We start from the raw sequence: 17784 nt of genomic DNA, 5'->3' as shown, positions 1-17784 counted from the left end.
CCGGTTGGCGCGGCCACGTCGCGGGCTCCCCCGATCGGACCCACAGTGAAGGCATGCGTGTATTCACGAGACCAAGGGGAGCGCGGCCGCGCCATCCTTCCCGAATATCCCGCAGAATCGGCGGCACGGACCTGCCCAGAAGCGTCAGGGTGCCGCTCGGCTGCGTCCCGGGCGTCGCCGCGGCGGTCGCCCTCGTGCTGTGCGCGTACGGCGTCGAGCGGGCCGCGGAGTCCTCGGCCGCCGCCCCCGTCCCCGCACGCAACACGGCCGCCCACACGGCGCCCAGGCCGCCCATCGTGCCGAGAGAGGTCTGGGTGGGCGACGCCCGCCGCGAACAGCCGCCCCCGCGCTACGACGACAAGGTCGTGGCCGTCTTCGTCCACCACACCGACTCGCCCAACGACTACGACTGCGCCGAGGCCCCCGCCCAGATACGCAACCTCTACGAGGGCCAGACCAGCGCTCGGGACTGGGACGACATCGGCTACAACTTCCTCGTCGACCGCTGCGGCACCATCTACGAAGGCCGCGCGGGCGGCCCGGGCCGCCCCGTCACCGGCGCGCACACCCTGGGCTTCAACCACCGCACCACCGGCATAGCCGCGCTCGGCACCTTCACCGCCGGGGTTCCCGTACCGCCCGCGATGGAGCGCGCGATCGCCGAGCTGGCCGCCTGGAAGCTCGGTCTGTCCGGCACCGACCCGCGATCCGACGTCCGGCTGGTCTCCAGCAACGGCGGCAGCCGGTACGCGGTCGGCGCCACCGCCATGCTGCCCGCCCTGGCGGGCCACAGCGACGGTTTCATGACCAGTTGCCCCGGTGCCGCCCTGCAAGCCCGTCTGCCGAGGATCAGGGAGATGGCGGCGGAGCTCCAGGACCGCCGGCCGGACGCCGAACGCCGGCAGGAGCAGCAGGAGAAGGCGCAGGAGGAGAACAGCCGGATCGCGGGGGCCGCGAGGTGAGCGGTTCCCCGGGGCTCAGGGCCGGAACCGGTCCCAGAGCCGGGGACAGCGTTCGGCGAGCAGGGCCTCGTTCTCGAAGTCGAGCGGCGTGCCCTCCGGCTCCGCCGGGGGCGGGGGCAGCTCGAGGTCCGGCGCCACCGTGCCGGTGAGCTGCTCGTACGCCTCGTCCGCCGCGTAGCCGAGGTCCTCGCCGTCGCCGTCGATCTCCTCGTCGAAGTCGCCCAGCAGATCCGCGAGCGCGTCCGGATCGTGCAGCGCGCCCTCGAACACCTCCCGCCCCTGGCCGATCAGCCAGCACCGGAAGTAGTCGAACGCGTCGTCGCTGGCCCCGTCCAGCAGCACCCAGGCGGCGCCCCACAGGTCCCAGCGATACGCCCGGTGGTACCGCGACTCGAAATGACGGGCGAAGTCCAGGACCGCCTCGGGATCCAGCCGTACGAGTCGCTCCACCAGCAGGTCGGCCTGCTCCTCCGGATCACCCCCGGCGTCCTCGCGGGCGGTGTCCACCAGCTCCCAGAACTCCGTCTCATCCATCACGAGACCAAGCATCGGCCCTACGACCCACCGACGCACCCGCAGTACGCTCCGCCGCGTGGGCGCGAAAAGGGGGTCCGGGGGCGGAGCCCCCAGGGACGGGAAGGGGCGGCGGGGGCGAAAGAAGACCAGGAGAACCCCGCTCACCCCCGATACAGCGAAGCCAACCGCACGGCCTCCCCCGCGAACCGCTCCCGCAAGGACACCGGAGCCAGCACCTCCACCTCCGCCCCCAACGCGGTCAACTGCGTGAACGCGACCTCCTCCGACTCCACCCCCAACACCAGCCGCACCCACCCCTCCCCATCGGCCTCCGCCCCCGCCACCGCCTCCCGCGCAGCCACCGGATCCACCACCTGCCCCAACCGCCGCACCCCTTCCTCCGACAACCGCACCACCACCTCCCCCCGCAACAGCGACCGCGCGAACCCCTCCGCCCGCTCCTCCCAGAACCCCGGCAGATCGAACGACGCCTCCCGCTCGAACCCCTCCCCGCCCACCGCCACCCCGGTGAACCGATCCACCCGGTACACCCGAAACCCCCCGCCCCCGGGAACCCGCGCGCACAGATACCAGACCCCCGCCTTCAGCACGAGCCCGTACGGCTCCAACTCCCGCTCCACGACACCCGAGCCCGCCCCCGAGCCGGTATCCGAGCCGGGACCCGCGCCCCGCCGATAACGCGCGACGACCCGCAGATCCCCCCACACCGCCCCGGCCAGCACCGGCAACAACTCCGGCGTGACCGCCTCACGAAACCACCCCGGCGCATCCAGATGAAACCGCTGCGCCGCCGTACGAGGCGCATCCCGCAGCGACGGCGACAACGCCGCCGACACCTTCAGCCGGGCCGCCGAGGCCGCGTCCTCCAGCCCCATCTCGCGCAGCGCCACCGGCACCCCGGACAGGAACAGCGCCTCCGCCTCACCGCGCGCCAGCCCCGTCAGCCGCGTCCGGTAACCGCCGATCAGCCGGTACCCGCCGATGCGCCCCCGGTCCGCGTACACCGGCACCCCGGCCTCCGACAGCGCCTGCGCGTCCCGGGTCACCGTCCGCTCCGACACCTCCAGCTCGGATGCCAGTTCGGCGGCCGTCATCGAGGGCCGGGACTGGAGCAGCAACACCATCTTGATCAGCCGGGCAGCACGCATGCGCCACATCATGCAAGAGACCCCCGCCGAAGAACGGCGGGGGTCTCCCGGAACAACCGGCCCTTACAGGCCGTACTTCGCGCGCGCTTCCTTCACCGCCGCGGCCTGCACCTCACCACGCCGGGCGAGCTGCGCCAGCGCGGCGACGACGATCGACTCGGCGTCGACACCGAAGTGGCGGCGGGCCGCGTCACGGGTGTCCGACAGACCGAAGCCGTCGGCGCCCAGCGACGTGTAGTCCTGCTCGACCCACTGCGCGATCTGGTCCGGGACCTGGCGCATGTAGTCGGAGACCGCCAGCACCGGACCCTCGGCGCCCTGCAGCGCCTGCCGGACGAACGGCACCCGCTCCTCGCCGCGCAGCAGCGCCTCGTCCGCCTCCATGGCGTCCCGGCGCAGCTCGGTCCACGAGGTCGCGGACCACACGTCGGCGGCCACACCCCACTCCTCGGCGAGCAGCCGCTGCGCCTTCAGCGCCCAGTGGATCGCCGTACCGGAGCCGAGCAGCTGGATCCGCGGGGCGTTGGCGGCAGGGGACAGGCCCGCCGTCTCCGCCGTGTTGAAGCGGTACAGACCCTTGACGATGCCCTCGTCGACACTGGCGGCCGACGGCTTCGCGGGCTGCGGCAGCGGCTCGTTGTAGACCGTCAGGTAGTAGAAGACGTCCTGGTCCTCGCCCGGCCTGCCCTCGCCGAACATCCGGCGCAGACCCTCCTTGACGATGACCCCGAGCTCGTACGCGAACGCCGGGTCGTACGTCAGCGCCGCCGGGTTGGTCGACGCGATGACCGGCGAGTGACCGTCGGCGTGCTGCAGGCCCTCGCCCGTCAGCGTCGTACGGCCGGCCGTGGCGCCGACGAGGAAGCCGCGGGCCAGCTGGTCGCCGGCCTGCCACATCTGGTCGCCGGTGCGCTGCCAACCGAACATCGAGTAGTAGATGTAGAACGGGATCATCGTCTCGCCGTGCGTCGCGTACGACGTCGAGGCGGCGACGAACTCGGCCATGGCACCGGCCTCGGTGATGCCCTCGTTGAAGATCTGGCCGTTCTTGGCTTCCTTGTAGTACATCAGCTGGTCGCGGTCGACCGGCTCGTACGTCTGCCCCATCGGCGAGTAGATGCCGAGGGACGGGAAGAGGCTCTCCATACCGAAGGTGCGCGCCTCGTCGGGGACGATCGGCACCCAGCGCTTGCCGGTCTCCTTGTCGCGGACCAGGTCCTTGACCAGGCGGACGAACGCCATGGTGGTGGCCACGTTCTGCGAGCCGGAACCCTTGTCGAAGGCGGTGAACGCCTTGTCCGCGGGCTGCGGCAGCGGCGCCACCGGGTGCACCCGGCGGGCCGGGGCCGGACCGCCGAGGGCGGCACGGCGCTCCTGGAGGTAGCGCACCTCGGGGGAGTCGGCGCCCGGGTGGACGTAGGGAACCTGGCCGTCGACGAACTGCGCGTCGGAGATCGGCAGTTCGAGGCGGTCACGCATCGCCTTGAACTCGTCCACCGAGAGCTTCTTCATCTGGTGGTTGGCGTTCTTGGAGGCGAAGCCCTCACCGAGGGTGTGCCCCTTGACCGTCTGCGCCAGGATCACGGTCGGCGCGCCCTTGTGGGCGAGCGCGGCCTTGTACGCGGCGTACACCTTGCGGGACTCGTGGCCGCCGCGCGAGAGGTGGAAGCACTCGAGGATCTTGTCGTCGCTCAGCAGCTTCGCCATCTCGGCGAGCGCCGGGTCCTTGCCGAAGAAGTCCTGGCGGATGTAGGCCGCGTCACGCGTCTGGTACGTCTGCACCTGGGCGTCCGGTACCTCGCGCAGGCGGCGTACGAGCGCGCCGGTGGTGTCGAGCCGGAACAGCTCGTCCCACGCCGTGCCCCAGAGCGTCTTGATGACGTTCCAGCCGGCGCCGCGGAACTGGGCCTCCAGCTCCTGCACGATCTTGAAGTTGGCGCGGACCGGACCGTCGAGGCGCTGCAGGTTGCAGTTGATGACGAAGGTCAGGTTGTCCAGCTGCTCGCGGGAGGCGAGGGTGAGCGCGGTCGTCGACTCGGGCTCGTCCATCTCGCCGTCACCGAGGAACGCCCAGACGTGGGAGTCGGAGACGTCCTTGATGCCGCGGCTGGTCAGATAGCGGTTGAACCGCGCCTGGTAGATCGCGGAGATCGGCCCGAGGCCCATCGACACGGTCGGGAACTCCCACAGCCACGGCAGCCGCCGCGGGTGCGGGTACGACGGCAGACCGTTGCCGCCCGCCTCACGGCGGAAGTTGTCCAGCTGCTCCTCGCCGATGCGGCCGTCGAGGAAGGCACGGGCGTAGATGCCGGGGGAGGCGTGGCCCTGGATGTAGAGCTGGTCGCCGGACCCGTCACCCTCCTTGCCGTGGAAGAAGTGGTTGAACCCGGTCTCGTACAGCCAGGCCGCGGAGGCGAAGGTGGCGATGTGGCCGCCGACGCCGTATTTGCTGCCGCGGGTCACCATGGCCGCCGCGTTCCAGCGGTTCCAGGCGGTGATCCGCTGCTCCAGCGCCTCGTCGCCGTCCACGGCGGGCTCGGCGGAGGTGGGGATGGTGTTGACGTAGTCCGTCTCGAGGAGCTTCGGCAGCGCGAGGCCGGCTCCCTCGGCACGCTCCAGCGTGCGGCGCATCAGGTACGCGGCACGGTGCGGCCCGGCCGCCTTGGTGACGGCGTCCAGGGAGGCCTGCCACTCGGCGGTCTCCTCGGGGTCGCGGTCCGGGAGCTGGTCGAGCTCGCTCGGCTGGATGGCGTTGGGGTCGGTCGTCATGTCGCCGCCTTCCTCAGTCGAAGGGGGGGTGCCCTTGTGTCTTTGGCAGGACAGGGCGGAGGGCTCGGGTAGAACCCGCTGGCGACAATAACTCGCTGATCGATGATCGATCAAAGGGTTGAGGGGCAAAATCTCTCGATATGGAGAAAGTCGGCACGGGGTGCCTCCGGCGGTGGCACGGGGTGACTGTCCTTCCGGGGGTTTGCGCAGGTGAGGGGGTGTGGGCGCGGATGAGCCCGGGCGGCTGCGCCGGGTGGGCGCGACGGACGGTGCCGCCAAAGGGGGCGCGGGGAACTGCGCGAACGGGGGTCTGGGGGCGCAGCCCCCAGGGACGGGAACGGGAAGGGGCGGCGGGGGCGAAAGAAGTCCCGGCGCTACGCCCGAGGCGCGCACCCCAGCACATGCGCCTTCACCAGATCCGCGATCAACGGATCCCGCCGCCGAAACGCCGCGACCAGCTCCTCATGCTCCTCCGCATAGGACTGCTGCACCGTCCCCAGCCACCGTATCGACAACGCGGTGAACACCTCGATCCCCAGCCCCTCCCACGTGTGCAGCAGCACCGAGTTCCCCGCGGCCCGCACCAACTCCCGGTGGAACCCCACGGTGTGCCGCACCTGCCCCGTCCCGTCCGACAACCGGTCCGCCTCGTACAGCGCGGCCACATGCGGCTCCAGCGCCGAGCAGTCCTCCGCCAGCCGCCCCGCCGCCAGCTCCGCCGCGATCGCCTCCAGCCCGGCCCGTACGGGGTAGCTCTCCTCCAGATCGGCGGCCGTCAGATTCCGCACCCGTACACCCTTGTTCGGCGCCGACTCGATCAGCCGCAGCGACTCCAGCTCGCGCAGCGCCTCCCGTACGGGCGTCTGGCTGACCTCCAGCTCGGTCGCGATCCGCCGCTCCACGATCCGCTCGCCCGGCTGCCAGCGTCCGCTGATGATCCCTTCCAGGATGTGCTCGCGGATCTGTTCGCGCAGCGAGTGGACGACGGGCGCGGTCATGAGGGGCTCCTTAGCGGGGCCCACGGGCCCCCGGGGGGCTTTGACGCTTAGACAATACGGCGGCCGGCCCGCCCGGGAGGGGCGCACGGGGGCGCTTTCCCCCAGGTGAGACGAGACTTACACGCTCCATACGCCGATGCCCCCGCCCGGGAAGCCTCAAGGACTTCCCCGACGGGGGCACCGTACGACCGCGGATCAGCCGATCACGGGATCAGGAGTTCACAGACCGAGCTCGACCTCGAACTCGCCCGCCTCCAGGATCGCCTTGACCGCCGTCAGGTAACGGGCCGCGTCGGCACCGTCCACCAGGCGGTGGTCGTAGGACAGGGTCAGGTACGTCATGTCGCGGACGCCGATGACCGGGCCGTCCTCCGTCTCGATGACGGCCGGACGCTTGACCGTGGCACCGATGCCGAGGATGGCGACCTGGCCCGGCGGCACGATGATCGTGTCGAACAGCGCGCCGCGCGAACCGGTGTTGGAGATGGTGAAGGTGGCGCCGGCCAGCTCGTCCGGGCTGATCTTGCTGGCCCGGACCTTGCCCGCCAGGTCGGCGGTCGCCTTGGCGATGCCGGCCAGGTTGAGGTCACCGGCGTTCTTGATGACCGGGGTCATCAGGCCCTTCTCGGAGTCCACCGCGATACCGATGTTCTCGGTGTCGAAGTAGGTGATGGTCCCCTCGGCCTCGTTGATCTTGGCGTTGACCGGCGCGTGCGCCTTCAGCGCCTGGGCGGCGGCCTTGACGAAGAACGGCATCGGGGAGAGCTTGACGCCCTCGCGGGCCGCGAACGCGTCCTTGGCGCGGGCGCGCAGCTTCATCAGCCGGGTCACGTCGACCTCGACCACCGAGGACAGCTGGGCCTGCTCGCGCAGGGCCTTGACCATGTTGTCGCCGATGACCTTGCGGATCCGCGGCATCTTCACGGTCTGGCCGCGCAGCGGGGAGGCCTCGAGGACCGGGGCCTTCTTCGCGGCGGGCGCGGCGGCGGCGGGAGCCGGCGCGGCGGCCTTCGCGGCCTCGGCGGCGGCGAGGACGTCCTGCTTGCGGATACGGCCGCCGACGCCGGTGCCCTTGACGGTGGACAGGTCGACGCCGTTCTCGGCGGCGAGCTTGCGCACCAGCGGGGTCACGTAGGCACCGTCGTCCGTCGCCTGGGCGGCGGCGGGAGCGGCGGGGGCCTGCGGGGCCGGGGCGGCCGGAGCGGGCGCCGGGGCAGCCGGAGCGGCCTGCTGCGGAGCCGGAGCGGCGGGCGCCGGAGCCGGGGCAGCGGGAGCCGGTGCCGGGGCAGCCGGGGCCGGGGTGGGCGCCGGAGCCGGAGCGGCGGGCGCCGGTTCCGGGGCGGCCGGGGCAGGGGCGGCCGCCGGAGCGGCACCCGCGACGCCGATGACGGCGAGCTTCGCGCCGACCTCGGCCGTCTCGTCCTCGCCGACCACGATCTCCAGCAGCGTGCCGGAGGCGGGCGCCGGAATCTCGGTGTCGACCTTGTCCGTCGACACCTCCAGCAGCGGCTCGTCGGCCTCGACGCTGTCACCGACCGACTTCAGCCAGCGGGTGACGGTGCCCTCGGTGACGGACTCGCCCAGCGCGGGCAGGACCACGTCCGTGCCCTCGGCGGAACCGCCGCCGGCCGTGGCCTCGGCGGTGGGCGCCGGGGCCGGAGCGGCCTGCTCGGTGGAGGGCTGGGCCTGCGGCTCCGGGGCGGGAGCCGGCGGGGCCGCCTGCTCGGCGGCCGGGGCCGGGGCGGCCGCGGGCGCGCCGCTGCCGTCGTCGATCAGCGCCAGCTCGGCGCCGACCTCGACGGTCTCGTCCTCGGCGACCTTGATGGAGGACAGCACGCCCGAGACGGGGGAGGGGATCTCGGTGTCGACCTTGTCGGTGGAGACCTCGAGCAGCGGCTCGTCGGCCTCGACGCGCTCACCCTCGGCCTTCAGCCAGCGGGTGACAGTGCCCTCGGTGACGCTCTCGCCGAGCGCCGGAAGGGTTACGGAAACCGCCATGGTTTCGGTTGCTCCTTTAAAAGTGCGGAAGTCTGTGTCGTCGCGCCCGATGACCGAGAGCGTCAGTCGTGGGAGTGGAGGGGCTTCCCGGCCAGGGCCAGGTGGGCCTCGCCCATCGCCTCGTTCTGCGTCGGGTGGGCGTGGATGAGCTGGGCGACCTCGGCCGGCAGCGCCTCCCAGTTGTAGATCAGCTGGGCTTCGCCGACCTGCTCACCCATGCGGTCGCCGACCATGTGGACGCCGACGACGGCTCCGTCCTTGACCTGGACGAGCTTGATCTCGCCCGCGGTCTTCAGGATCTTGCTCTTGCCGTTGCCCGCCAGGTTGTACTTCAGAGCGACGACCTTGTCCGCACCGTAGATCTCCTTGGCCTTGGCCTCGGTGATGCCGACGGAGGCGACCTCCGGGTGGCAGTACGTCACCCGCGGGACACCGTCGTAGTCGACCGGAACGGTCTTCAGGCCGGCCAGACGCTCCGCCACCAGGATGCCCTCGGCGAAGCCGACGTGCGCGAGCTGGAGGGTCGGGACCAGGTCACCGACGGCGGAGATGGTCGGCACGTTGGTGCGCATGTACTCGTCGACCAGGACGTAGCCGCGGTCCATCGCGACGCCCTGCTCCTCGTAGCCCAGGCCCTGGGAGACCGGGCCGCGGCCGATGGCGACGAGCAGGACCTCGGCCTCGAACTCCTTGCCGTCGGCCAGGGTGACCTTGACACCGTCCTGGGTGTACTCGGCCTTCTGGAAGAAGGTGCCCAGGTTGAACTTGATGCCGCGCTTGCGGAAGGCGCGCTCGAGCAGCTTGGAGCTGTTCTCGTCCTCCACCGGGACGAGGTGCTTGAGGCCCTCGACGATCGTGATGTCGGTGCCGAAGGACTTCCACGCGGAGGCGAACTCGACGCCGATGACGCCGCCGCCCAGGACGATCGCGGACTTCGGCACGCGGTCCAGGACGAGGGCGTGGTCGGAGGAGATGATCCGGTTGCCGTCGATCTCCAGGCCCGGCAGCGACTTCGGCACGGAGCCGGTCGCCAGCAGGACGTGGCGGCCCTGGACACGCCGGCCGCCGACGTCGACGGAGGTGGGGGAGGACAGCCGGCCCTCACCCTCGATGTAGGTGACCTTGCGGGAGGCGACCAGGCCCTGCAGGCCCTTGTACAGGCCGGCGATCACCTCGTCCTTGTACTTGTGCACGCCCGCCATGTCGACGCCCTCGAAGGTCGTCTTGATGCCGAACTGCTCGCTCTCGCGGGCCTGGTCGGCGATCTCGCCCGCGTGGAGCAGGGCTTTGGTGGGAATGCAGCCGTTGTGCAGGCAGGTGCCGCCCAGCTTGTTCTTCTCGATCAGGGCGACGTCCAGGCCCAGCTGCGCCCCGCGCAGGGCCGCGGCGTACCCACCGCTGCCACCGCCGAGGATCACTAGGTCGAAAACGGTGCTGGCGTCGTTCGCCACGTCACGTCCTCCATGCATGTGCGCCACGCCGGTCTCCAGTGACCGGTCGGCGGCTGGTGTCCGGCCGCTCAATGTTCTCGGCCCTTGGGTGGGGCCCTGTCCTGCCGTGCCCCATCTTCGCACTTGCGCGCCCCGTACGAGACGCCGGGCCGCGGTGTGAGACACCCCACGTCTGCGAAGGGGGGCTCCCCTTTCACCCCCCGAAGGGGTGTTGCCCCGTGTGCTTCCGTCCGTGCGGGCCGGTGGGGGTGGGTCGCGCAGTTCCCCGCGCCCCTTGGTCCGTGCGGGCCGGTGGGGGCTGCCCGCGCAGTTCCCCGCGCCCCTGACGGGCGCGACCGGCCGGCGGTACCTGCAAGAGAGGTGAGCCGCAGCCGACTCGAAAGGGGCGCGGGGAACTGCGCGACCAGCCACGACGGACCCGCAGCCGACGAAGAGGTGGCTGCGGCCGAGCCATGCGGAGGCGCGGCCGGCCCACGACGGCCCCGCCGTCGCGTGACGTCCCGCGCCCCCGGCCGATCAGGTGCCCTTACGCGAGGTCACCCGAAGCCGCCAGCTCGGCAAGCCGCACCAGCGTGCGAACCGCCGACCCCGTCCCGCCCTTCGGCGTGTACCCGAACGGCGCGCCCTCGTTGAACGCCGGACCCGCGATGTCGAGGTGCGCCCAGGTGATGCCCTCGCCCACGAACTCGCGCAGGAACAGCCCGGCGACCAGCCCGCCGCCCATCCGCTCACCCATGTTGGCGATGTCGGCGGTCGGCGAGTCCATCCCCTTGCGCAGGTGCTCCGGCAGCGGCATCTGCCACGCCGGCTCACCGACCTCCTCCGCCGCCTCGTGCACCGCGGAGCGGAACGCGTCGTCGTTCGCCATGATCCCGAACGTACGGTCGCCCAGCGCCAGCACCATCGCCCCGGTCAGCGTCGCGACGTCCACGATCGCGTCCGGCTTCTCCTGCGAGGCCGCCCACAGCGCGTCCGCGAGCACCAGCCGGCCCTCGGCGTCCGTGTTGAGCACCTCCACGGTCTTGCCGCTGTACATGCGCAGCACGTCACCCGGGCGCGTCGCCGAGCCGGACGGCATGTTCTCGGCCAGTGCCAGCCAGCCCGTCACATTGACCTGGAGCCCGAGGCGCGCGGCGGCGACGACCGCCGCGAACACGGCGGCGGCGCCGCTCATGTCGCACTTCATCGTCTCGTTGTGCCCGGCCGGCTTCAGCGAGATGCCGCCCGAGTCGTAGGTGATGCCCTTGCCGACCAGCGCGAGATGCTTCTTCGCCTTGGACGAGGTGTACGACAGCTTCACCAGCCGCGGCCCCGCCGCCGACCCGGCGCCGACCCCGAGGATGCCGCCGTAGCCGCCCTTGACCAGGGCCTTCTCGTCGAGCACCTGCACCTTGACGCCGTGCTCCTTGGCCGCCACCTGGGCGACCGCGGCGAACGCCTCGGGGTTGAGGTCGTTCGGCGGGGTGTTGATGAGGTCGCGGGCGCGGTTGAGCTCCTCGGCGACGGCGACGGCACGCTCGAGCGCGGCCTTGAACGCCTTGTCGCGGGGCTTGCCGCCGAGCAGCGCGGCCTCGGCGAGCGGCGCCTTGCCGTTCTTGCCGCGGTCCTTGTAGGCGTCGAAGGTGTACGCGCCGAGCAGCACGCCCTCGGCGACCGCGCCGGCGTCGGCGGCGGCGTCCGTGAGGGGGAGGGCGAACGCGGCCTTCTTGACACCGGCGAGGGTGCGGGCGGCGACACCGGCGGCCCTGCGCAGCACCTCCGTGTCGTAGCCGGCGTCCTTGCCGGGCTGGGCGCCGAGGCCCACCGCCACCACGAGCGGCGCCTTGAAGCCGGCCGGCGCGGGCAGCTTCGTCACCTCGCCCTCGGCACCGGACGCGCCGAGAGTCTCCAGGACGCCGGCGAGGCCGCCGTCGTACGCCTGGTCCACGGCCTCGGCGCCCGGTGCGACGACCGGACCGGCGGGCTTTGACGCAGTGCCCTTGGCGACACCGATCACGATCGCGTCGGCCCGCAGGCCGGGGACCGCGGCGGTGCTGAGAGTGAGAGCAGTCACGGTGGTGAAATCTCGCTTCCGATGTGAAGTTGCGATGGCCGAAAGGTGTGGGTCGACCGGGCCCCGCAGCCGACCCTAATTGCGACATACGGACGGGGTGCCTTCGGGGGTCGTCCCCGGACGGCGAACACTCGGCACGAGACTACGCGCGTGTGCGCGTCTCCTCACGCCCACGGGACTCCCGCGGGCGTTCACCCCGCCGAGACACCGCGGCCACCTTCCGTGCCCCGCCGCCGCACCCGGAACCGGCGAGGATCATCCTTGAGGTTCCTGTGTGTTCCCGCGGTGCCGACCACACCGCCCCCCTCTCTTACGGAGACCGCCCGGTGAGACGACCGTCCCTCCTCGTCGCCCTGCTCGCCCTGCTGCTCGCGGCCTGTACGACCGCGCCCGGCCCCGACGCGAAGGACACCGGCGACGCGAAGTCGCCGTCCGCCGACCGCTGGAGGCCCCGGCCCGGCACGGACTGGCAGTGGCAGCTCAGCGGGCGGCTCGACACCTCCGTGGACGTCCCCGTGTACGACATCGACGGCTTCGACCACCCGGAGGAGACCGTCACCGCGCTGCACCGCGACGGCCGGAAGGTCATCTGCTACCTCTCCACCGGCGCCTGGGAGGACTTCCGCCCGGACGCCGACGACTTCCCGAAGTCGGTGATCGGCCGCGGCAACGGCTGGGAGGGTGAGCGCTGGCTCGACATCCGCCGTACCGACGTACTGGAACCGCTGATGGCCGAACGCCTCGACATGTGCCGGGACAAGGGCTTCGACGCGGTGGAGCCGGACAACATGGACGGCTACCGCAACCGCACCGGCTTTCCGCTCACCGCCGCCGACCAGCTCCGCTACAACCGGCTGATCGCCCGGCTCACCCACGAACGCGGCATGTCCGTCGGCTTGAAGAACGACCTCGACCAGATCCCCGAACTCGTCGGCGACTTCGACTTCGCGGTCAACGAACAGTGCGCCCAGTACGGCGAATGCGCGCGGCTGACCCCGTTCGTCGAGGCGGACAAGGCCGTCTTCCACGTCGAGTACGAGCTCTCCACCGACCGCTTCTGCGCCGACTCCCGGCGGCTGGAACTGAGTTCCCTGCTCAAGCGGTACGAACTGGACGCATGGCGTCAGGCGTGCTGAGCCCCAGCCCGGTCACCGTCGTCCCCGCCATCCGGTCGGCGAGGGAGCGGCGGCGGGGGCCGAACACGGGCAGCGCGTTCACCAGGAACAGGGCCACCGCGACCAGCCACACCAGCACCGACAGCGCCCACTGACCCTCGATCAGCAGCACACAGGCCACGGCGTACACGGCCACGTCCGCCGCCGTGGTCACCGCCGCCCTGCGCGCCGCCGCACCCCGGCCGCGCGGTGTGATCCGCAGCCCGGTCAGCGCCTTGCCGACCGTGCGCCCGGCCAGGGCCAGGCACGCCCACTGGTAGAGGAACGTGACGACGATCAGCAGACCGAAGGCCTGCTCGACGTAGAGCACCGACTTGTTCCACAGGGACTGGCCGACGTCCCCGGAGGCGCCGAGCACGTCACCGCGTGACGTCAGCAGGTCGAGGCCGCCGCGCGCGGCCAGTTCCGGTACGTCGGTGACCAGGGCGGATATCCGGTTGAAGGTGAGCACCGCGAGCAGGGAGGCCAGTGCCACCACCAGCCCGAAGTCGATGAACCAGGCCATGGCGCGCCGCGTTGTGGGCATGAACGTCCCCCGAATACCCCGTTGTTACCACTGTCCGGCCGCTCAGGCTAGCGGTGCGGTCCGGTGGTCACGAGGGGCGGCGGGAGATCGTTTCAGCCCAGTGACATGACGACGAGCGCGGTCGTCGCCGCCGTCTCCGCGAGCCCGCCGAACACATCGCCCGTCACCCCGCCGAAGCGGCGGACGCAGTGCCGCAGCAGCAGTTCGGCGACAACGACGGCCAGGACCACCGCGAGCACCGCCCGCAGGATGCCGTACGTCCCCAGGAACGCGCCCCCGGCCGCCGCGAGCCCGGCGACGGCGAGCGCGGCGGCCACCGCGCCCGGCACCGGCACTACGCCCGCTACCGCCGCGCCGAGGCCCTCCGGACGGGCGGGCGGCACACCGGTGCGGGCCGCCAGGGTGAGCGCCAGCCGTGCCGCGGCCGCCGCCACGACGGCCGCGCACGCGCCCCCCGCCCAGCCGCCGTCGTACGCCTGTGCCAGCGCGGCCACCTGGGCGAGCAGGACGAGGACGAGCGTGATGACCCCGAACGGGCCGATGTCCGACTGCTTCATGATCCGCAGCGCGTCCTCGGCGGGCTTGCCGCTGCCGAGCCCGTCCGCGGTGTCGGCGAGCCCGTCCAGATGCAGACCCCGGGTGAGTACGGCCGGTACGGCGACCGTGGCCACGGCGGCGAGCGGCGCGCCCGCGCCGAGGAACAGCAGGAGGAGCCCGGTCACGGCGGCGAGGGCGCCGACCACCAGCCCGGCGAGCGGGGCGCACAGCATGCCGGCGCGGGCGGCCGGGCGGTCCCAGCGGGTGAGCCGGACCGGCAGCGCGGTGAGGGTGCCGAAGGCGAAGCGGAGACCGTCGGTGAGGGAGGGCGGTGCGGGCACCGCCGTAGATTACCGGGCGGTCACCGGGGCGCCCCCGGCCACCCTGGATAAAGTGCGCTTATGGGACATTGGCTGGACCGGAACATCATCGAGCCGGGCAAGCTTCCGCTGCTTCTCGCGCTCGGCGCCTTCGTCCTCACCTTCCTGATCACCCGGGTCATCACCCGGCTGATCCGGGCCGGGAAGGGACCGTTCGGCAATGTCACGGCGGGCTCGGTGCACATCCACCATGTGGTGCCCGGCGTCATCCTCACCGTCATCGGGGGTTTCGGCTCGGTGGCGAGCGGCGGGGACGGGCCGGGTTCGGCCTTCGCCGCGGTGCTGTTCGGGATCGGCGCGGGGCTGGTCCTGGACGAGTTCGCGCTGATCCTGCACCTCGACGACGTGTACTGGACCGAGGCGGGCCGCAAGAGCGTGGAGGCGGTCGTGCTGACCGCCGCGCTGGTCGGGCTGCTGCTGGCGGGGTTCGCGCCGTTCGGGGTCAACGACCTGTCGCGGGAGGAACTGCAGAACCGGGCGGGGGTGGCGGCGAGTGTGGGGGTGAACTTCCTGTTCGCGCTGATCGCGCTGAGCAAGGGGAAGGGGAGGGTGGCGGTGTTCGGGGTGATCATTCCGGTGGTCGCGGTCGTCGGGTCGCTCCGCCTGGCCCGGCCGGGCTCGCTGTGGGCGCGCCGTTTCTATCGTCGCCGGCCCCGTGCGCGGGCCCGCGCGTTCCTGCGCGCCTACCGCCACGACCGCCGCTGGTCCGGCCCTCGCCGGACGGTGGAGAACTGGCTGGGCGGCAAACCCGACCCGGCGGGGCGGCCCTGAGAGGGTTCTCGCCCCCGCGCCCCTTCAGGGGCGCGGGGAACTGCGCACGGGGTCTGGGGGCGCAGCCCCCAGGGACGGGACGGGAAGGGGCGGCGGGGGCGAGGAAAACCCCACCCCCCGGCCGCCGCCTCACTCCGCCGCGGCCACGACCTCCGGCAGCTCCGCCGCCAACGCCGCCGCGGCCTGGATCAGCGGCAGGGCCAGCAGCCCACCCACCCCTTCCCCCACCCGGACCCCGTGCGCCAGCACAGGATCCAGCGCCATCCGGTCCAGCGCCTTCGCCTGCCCCGGCTCCCCGCTGTCGTGCGACGCCACCCACCAGTCCGGCGCCCGGAACGCCACCCGCTGCGCCACCAGCGCACACGCCGCGCCCACCACACCGTCCAGCACCACCGGCAGCTTCCGTACGGCCGCCTGCAGCAGAAACCCCGTCATGGCGGTGAGATCCGCCCCGCCCACCGTCGCCAGCAGCCGCAGCTGATCCCCGAGCACCGGCCGCGCCCGCCGCAACCCGTCCCGGATCGCCGCACACTTGCGCATCCACGCCAGGTCGTCGATCGCCAGCCCCCCGCGCCCGGTCACCACCGACGCGTCCGTGCCGCACAGCGCCGCCACCAGCACACCGGCCGCCGTGGTGCCGCCCACGCTCACATCGCCCAGCACCACCAGATCCGTACCGGAGTCGGCCTCCTCGTCGGCGACGGCCATCCCCGCGCGGAACGCCGCCTCCGTCTCCTCCGCCGTCAGCGCGTCCTCGATGTCGATACGGCCGCTGCCGCGCCGCACCCGGTGCCGTACGACGTCCTCGGGCAGCGTTTCCGGATCGCAGTCCAGGGACATGTCGACGACCCGTACCGGCACCCCCTGCCGGCGGGCGAGCACGGACACCGGACGGCCGCCCTCCAGCACCTCCCGCACCAGCTCCACGGCGCTGCCCGCGGCCCGCGCGGAGACACCCAGTGCGGCGATCCCGTGATCGCCGGCGAACAGTACGACCCGCGGCCGTTCGACCGGCCGCACCGGCACCGCGGACTGCGCCGCCGCCAGCCACTCGCCCAGGTCGTCCAGGCGGCCCAGCGATCCGGGCGGCACGGCCAGCCGCTCCCGGCGCGCCTCCGCGTCACGGCGCACCCCGCCGTCCGGACGCTCGATCAGATCGGTGAAGTCGTCGATATCAAGCGAGCTCATTCGCCGAACAGTACCGGCCCCGATCGAACACGACGGAGCGCCGGTCGGCCTCACACGCGGGACCTCACCCCCACCACGCCACCCCGGCGGCGGTCCACCCCACAACGCCTTCCCGTCCGTAACGTTTTGCCATGGAACGCCGGACATCCGACCGTTCGCCCCGACCATCCCGTACGTCCTGTCCGTCCCGTACGCCGGGTCACCACCCGGGCGCCGTACGCCCTCACGCCGGGAGCCGCCCATGTCCGCAACCGACCCAGCCCGTGCGACCCCGGCCCCCCACGCCTCGGCCCGGGTGCACGAGCCGCGCCGCGAGGACTGCCCCTGGTGCGGCTCCGCGCGGCTGCGCAACCGGCTGAGAACCGGCGATCTGCGCCGGCACCGGCCGGGCCTGTTCACCGTCGACGAGTGCCGGGACTGCGGCCACACCTTCCAGAACCCCCGCCTCACCGCCGAGGGCCTCGCCCTCTACCGGCGGACCGTGCGCGGAGCCCCCCGCGACCCGGCCACCGAACGCGTCCTCGCCCTGCACGCCGTACGGCACCGCCGCAGGGGCGCCGCCCGCGCGATGCTCCCCTTCGGCGAACCGGAGAGCTGGCTGGACGTCGGCACCGGACTCGCCCGCTTCCCGCTCACCGCGCGGGAGTTCTTCCCGTACACCGCCTTCGACGGCACCGACCTCACCGCGCGCGTGGAACGGGCCCGTACGCTCGGCCGGGTCGAGGAGGCCCACATCGGGCCGCTCACCGACCCGGGAGTGCTGGCCCGGCTGGCGGGCCGCTACGACGTCGTCAGTCTGCTGCACCACCTGGAGCACACCACCGACCCCCGCGCGGAGCTCCACGCCGCCCTCGACGCCCTGCGCCCCGGCGGCCATCTGCTCATCGAGACCCTGGACCCCCGCTGCGCCTTCGCCGCCCTGTTCGGCCGCTGGTGGCTGCCCTACGACCAGCCCCGCCGGCTGCATCTGCTGCCCCGCCGCAACCTGCGCGCGGAACTCGAGGGACGCGGCTGCGCGATCGTCACCGGCGGGAACCGCACCGCACACGTGCCGCACGATCTGGCCGGCCTGACCGCCCTGGCCCTCTCCCACACCCTCCCCGCCCCGGACACCCCCTGGCGCGCTATCCCGCCCACCCCGTTCCAGCGCCGACTGCGCACGGTCCTGCTCCGCGCGGGCACCCCCCTGGTCGTCGCGGCGGCGGCGACGGACCTGGCCCTCGCCCCCGTGCTCCGCCACACCCCGTTCGCCAACGCGTACCGGATCATCGCGCGCAAGCCGAAACCGTAG

Annotated in this window: 14 protein-coding genes; 4 read left to right on the top strand and 10 right to left on the bottom strand. The window is 72.5% G+C overall.

Translation table 11 applies throughout. The annotated features are described in order from the left end of the window. The first annotated feature begins 149 nt into the window (after positions 1-149). Positions 150-962, top strand: coding sequence for a peptidoglycan recognition protein (locus IF28_RS0134360; RefSeq protein WP_234325406.1), 813 nt, complete (start codon positions 150-152; stop codon positions 960-962). 15 nt (positions 963-977) lie between these two features. On the opposite strand, the gene IF28_RS0134355 is transcribed toward IF28_RS0134360, so the two are convergent. The 7 genes from IF28_RS0134355 to IF28_RS0134325 all read right to left on the bottom strand — a co-directional run bounded on the left by IF28_RS0134355 (position 978) and on the right by IF28_RS0134325 (position 11916). Continuing rightward, positions 978-1496 carry a DUF4240 domain-containing protein gene (locus tag IF28_RS0134355; protein ID WP_030229002.1) on the bottom strand — a complete coding sequence of 173 codons (519 nt, stop codon included), beginning with the start codon at positions 1494-1496 and terminating at the stop codon, positions 978-980. A 143-nt stretch (positions 1497-1639) separates the two neighbouring features. Then, positions 1640-2647, bottom strand: coding sequence for a helix-turn-helix transcriptional regulator (locus tag IF28_RS0134350; RefSeq protein ID WP_030228999.1), 1008 nt, complete (start codon positions 2645-2647; stop codon positions 1640-1642). 63 nt (positions 2648-2710) lie between these two features. Beyond that, complete coding sequence (gene aceE / locus IF28_RS0134345) at positions 2711-5416, bottom strand: pyruvate dehydrogenase (acetyl-transferring), homodimeric type (protein ID WP_030228997.1); 2706 nt, start codon at positions 5414-5416, stop codon at positions 2711-2713. A gap of 374 nt (positions 5417-5790) precedes the next feature. Further along, positions 5791-6414, bottom strand: a complete 624-nt coding sequence (locus tag IF28_RS0134340) for a GntR family transcriptional regulator (protein WP_030228993.1) — start codon at positions 6412-6414, stop codon at positions 5791-5793. A 219-nt stretch (positions 6415-6633) separates the two neighbouring features. Next, complete coding sequence (gene sucB / locus IF28_RS0134335; protein ID WP_030228991.1) at positions 6634-8412, bottom strand: 2-oxoglutarate dehydrogenase, E2 component, dihydrolipoamide succinyltransferase; 1779 nt, start codon at positions 8410-8412, stop codon at positions 6634-6636. 62 nt (positions 8413-8474) lie between these two features. After that, positions 8475-9863 (bottom strand): dihydrolipoyl dehydrogenase, encoded by a 1389-nt coding sequence (gene lpdA, locus IF28_RS0134330; protein ID WP_030228989.1) that lies wholly within the window; start codon positions 9861-9863, stop codon positions 8475-8477. Between the two features lie 526 nt (positions 9864-10389). Next, positions 10390-11916: a leucyl aminopeptidase gene (locus tag IF28_RS0134325; protein WP_030228986.1), complete on the bottom strand. Its 1527-nt coding sequence runs from the start codon at positions 11914-11916 to the stop codon at positions 10390-10392. A gap of 326 nt (positions 11917-12242) precedes the next feature. Between IF28_RS0134325 and IF28_RS0134320 the strand changes: the two genes are divergently transcribed. Then, the gene (locus tag IF28_RS0134320) at positions 12243-13052 is read left to right on the top strand and encodes an endo alpha-1,4 polygalactosaminidase (protein WP_030228983.1); all 810 of its coding nucleotides are present in this window, start codon (positions 12243-12245) and stop codon (positions 13050-13052) included. Here IF28_RS0134320 and IF28_RS0134315 read toward each other — a convergent pair. Together IF28_RS0134315 and IF28_RS0134310 are read right to left on the bottom strand one after the other, a co-directional pair. Continuing rightward, positions 13012-13617, bottom strand: a complete 606-nt coding sequence (locus IF28_RS0134315) for an RDD family protein (RefSeq protein ID WP_234325405.1) — start codon at positions 13615-13617, stop codon at positions 13012-13014. The genes IF28_RS0134320 and IF28_RS0134315 overlap by 41 nt on opposite strands. A gap of 92 nt (positions 13618-13709) precedes the next feature. Further along, positions 13710-14495 (bottom strand): adenosylcobinamide-GDP ribazoletransferase, encoded by a 786-nt coding sequence (locus IF28_RS0134310; RefSeq protein WP_030228978.1) that lies wholly within the window; start codon positions 14493-14495, stop codon positions 13710-13712. 60 nt (positions 14496-14555) lie between these two features. Here IF28_RS0134310 and IF28_RS0134305 point away from each other — a divergent pair, with 60 nt between their 5' ends. Continuing rightward, complete coding sequence (locus tag IF28_RS0134305) at positions 14556-15305, top strand: hypothetical protein (RefSeq protein WP_030228976.1); 750 nt, start codon at positions 14556-14558, stop codon at positions 15303-15305. A 129-nt stretch (positions 15306-15434) separates the two neighbouring features. On the opposite strand, the gene cobT is transcribed toward IF28_RS0134305, so the two are convergent. After that, complete coding sequence (gene cobT / locus IF28_RS0134300; protein WP_037894657.1) at positions 15435-16493, bottom strand: nicotinate-nucleotide--dimethylbenzimidazole phosphoribosyltransferase; 1059 nt, start codon at positions 16491-16493, stop codon at positions 15435-15437. A 241-nt stretch (positions 16494-16734) separates the two neighbouring features. Between cobT and IF28_RS0134295 the strand changes: the two genes are divergently transcribed. After that, positions 16735-17784, top strand: a complete 1050-nt coding sequence (locus IF28_RS0134295) for a class I SAM-dependent methyltransferase (RefSeq protein WP_030228969.1) — start codon at positions 16735-16737, stop codon at positions 17782-17784.

This window comes from Streptomyces sp. NRRL WC-3626 (assembly GCF_000718785.1).
GTDB lineage: Bacteria > Actinomycetota > Actinomycetes > Streptomycetales > Streptomycetaceae > Streptomyces > Streptomyces edwardsiae.
The sequence above is the reverse complement of the archived record's forward strand: the minus strand, read 5'-3'. Positions and strand labels throughout refer to the sequence as shown.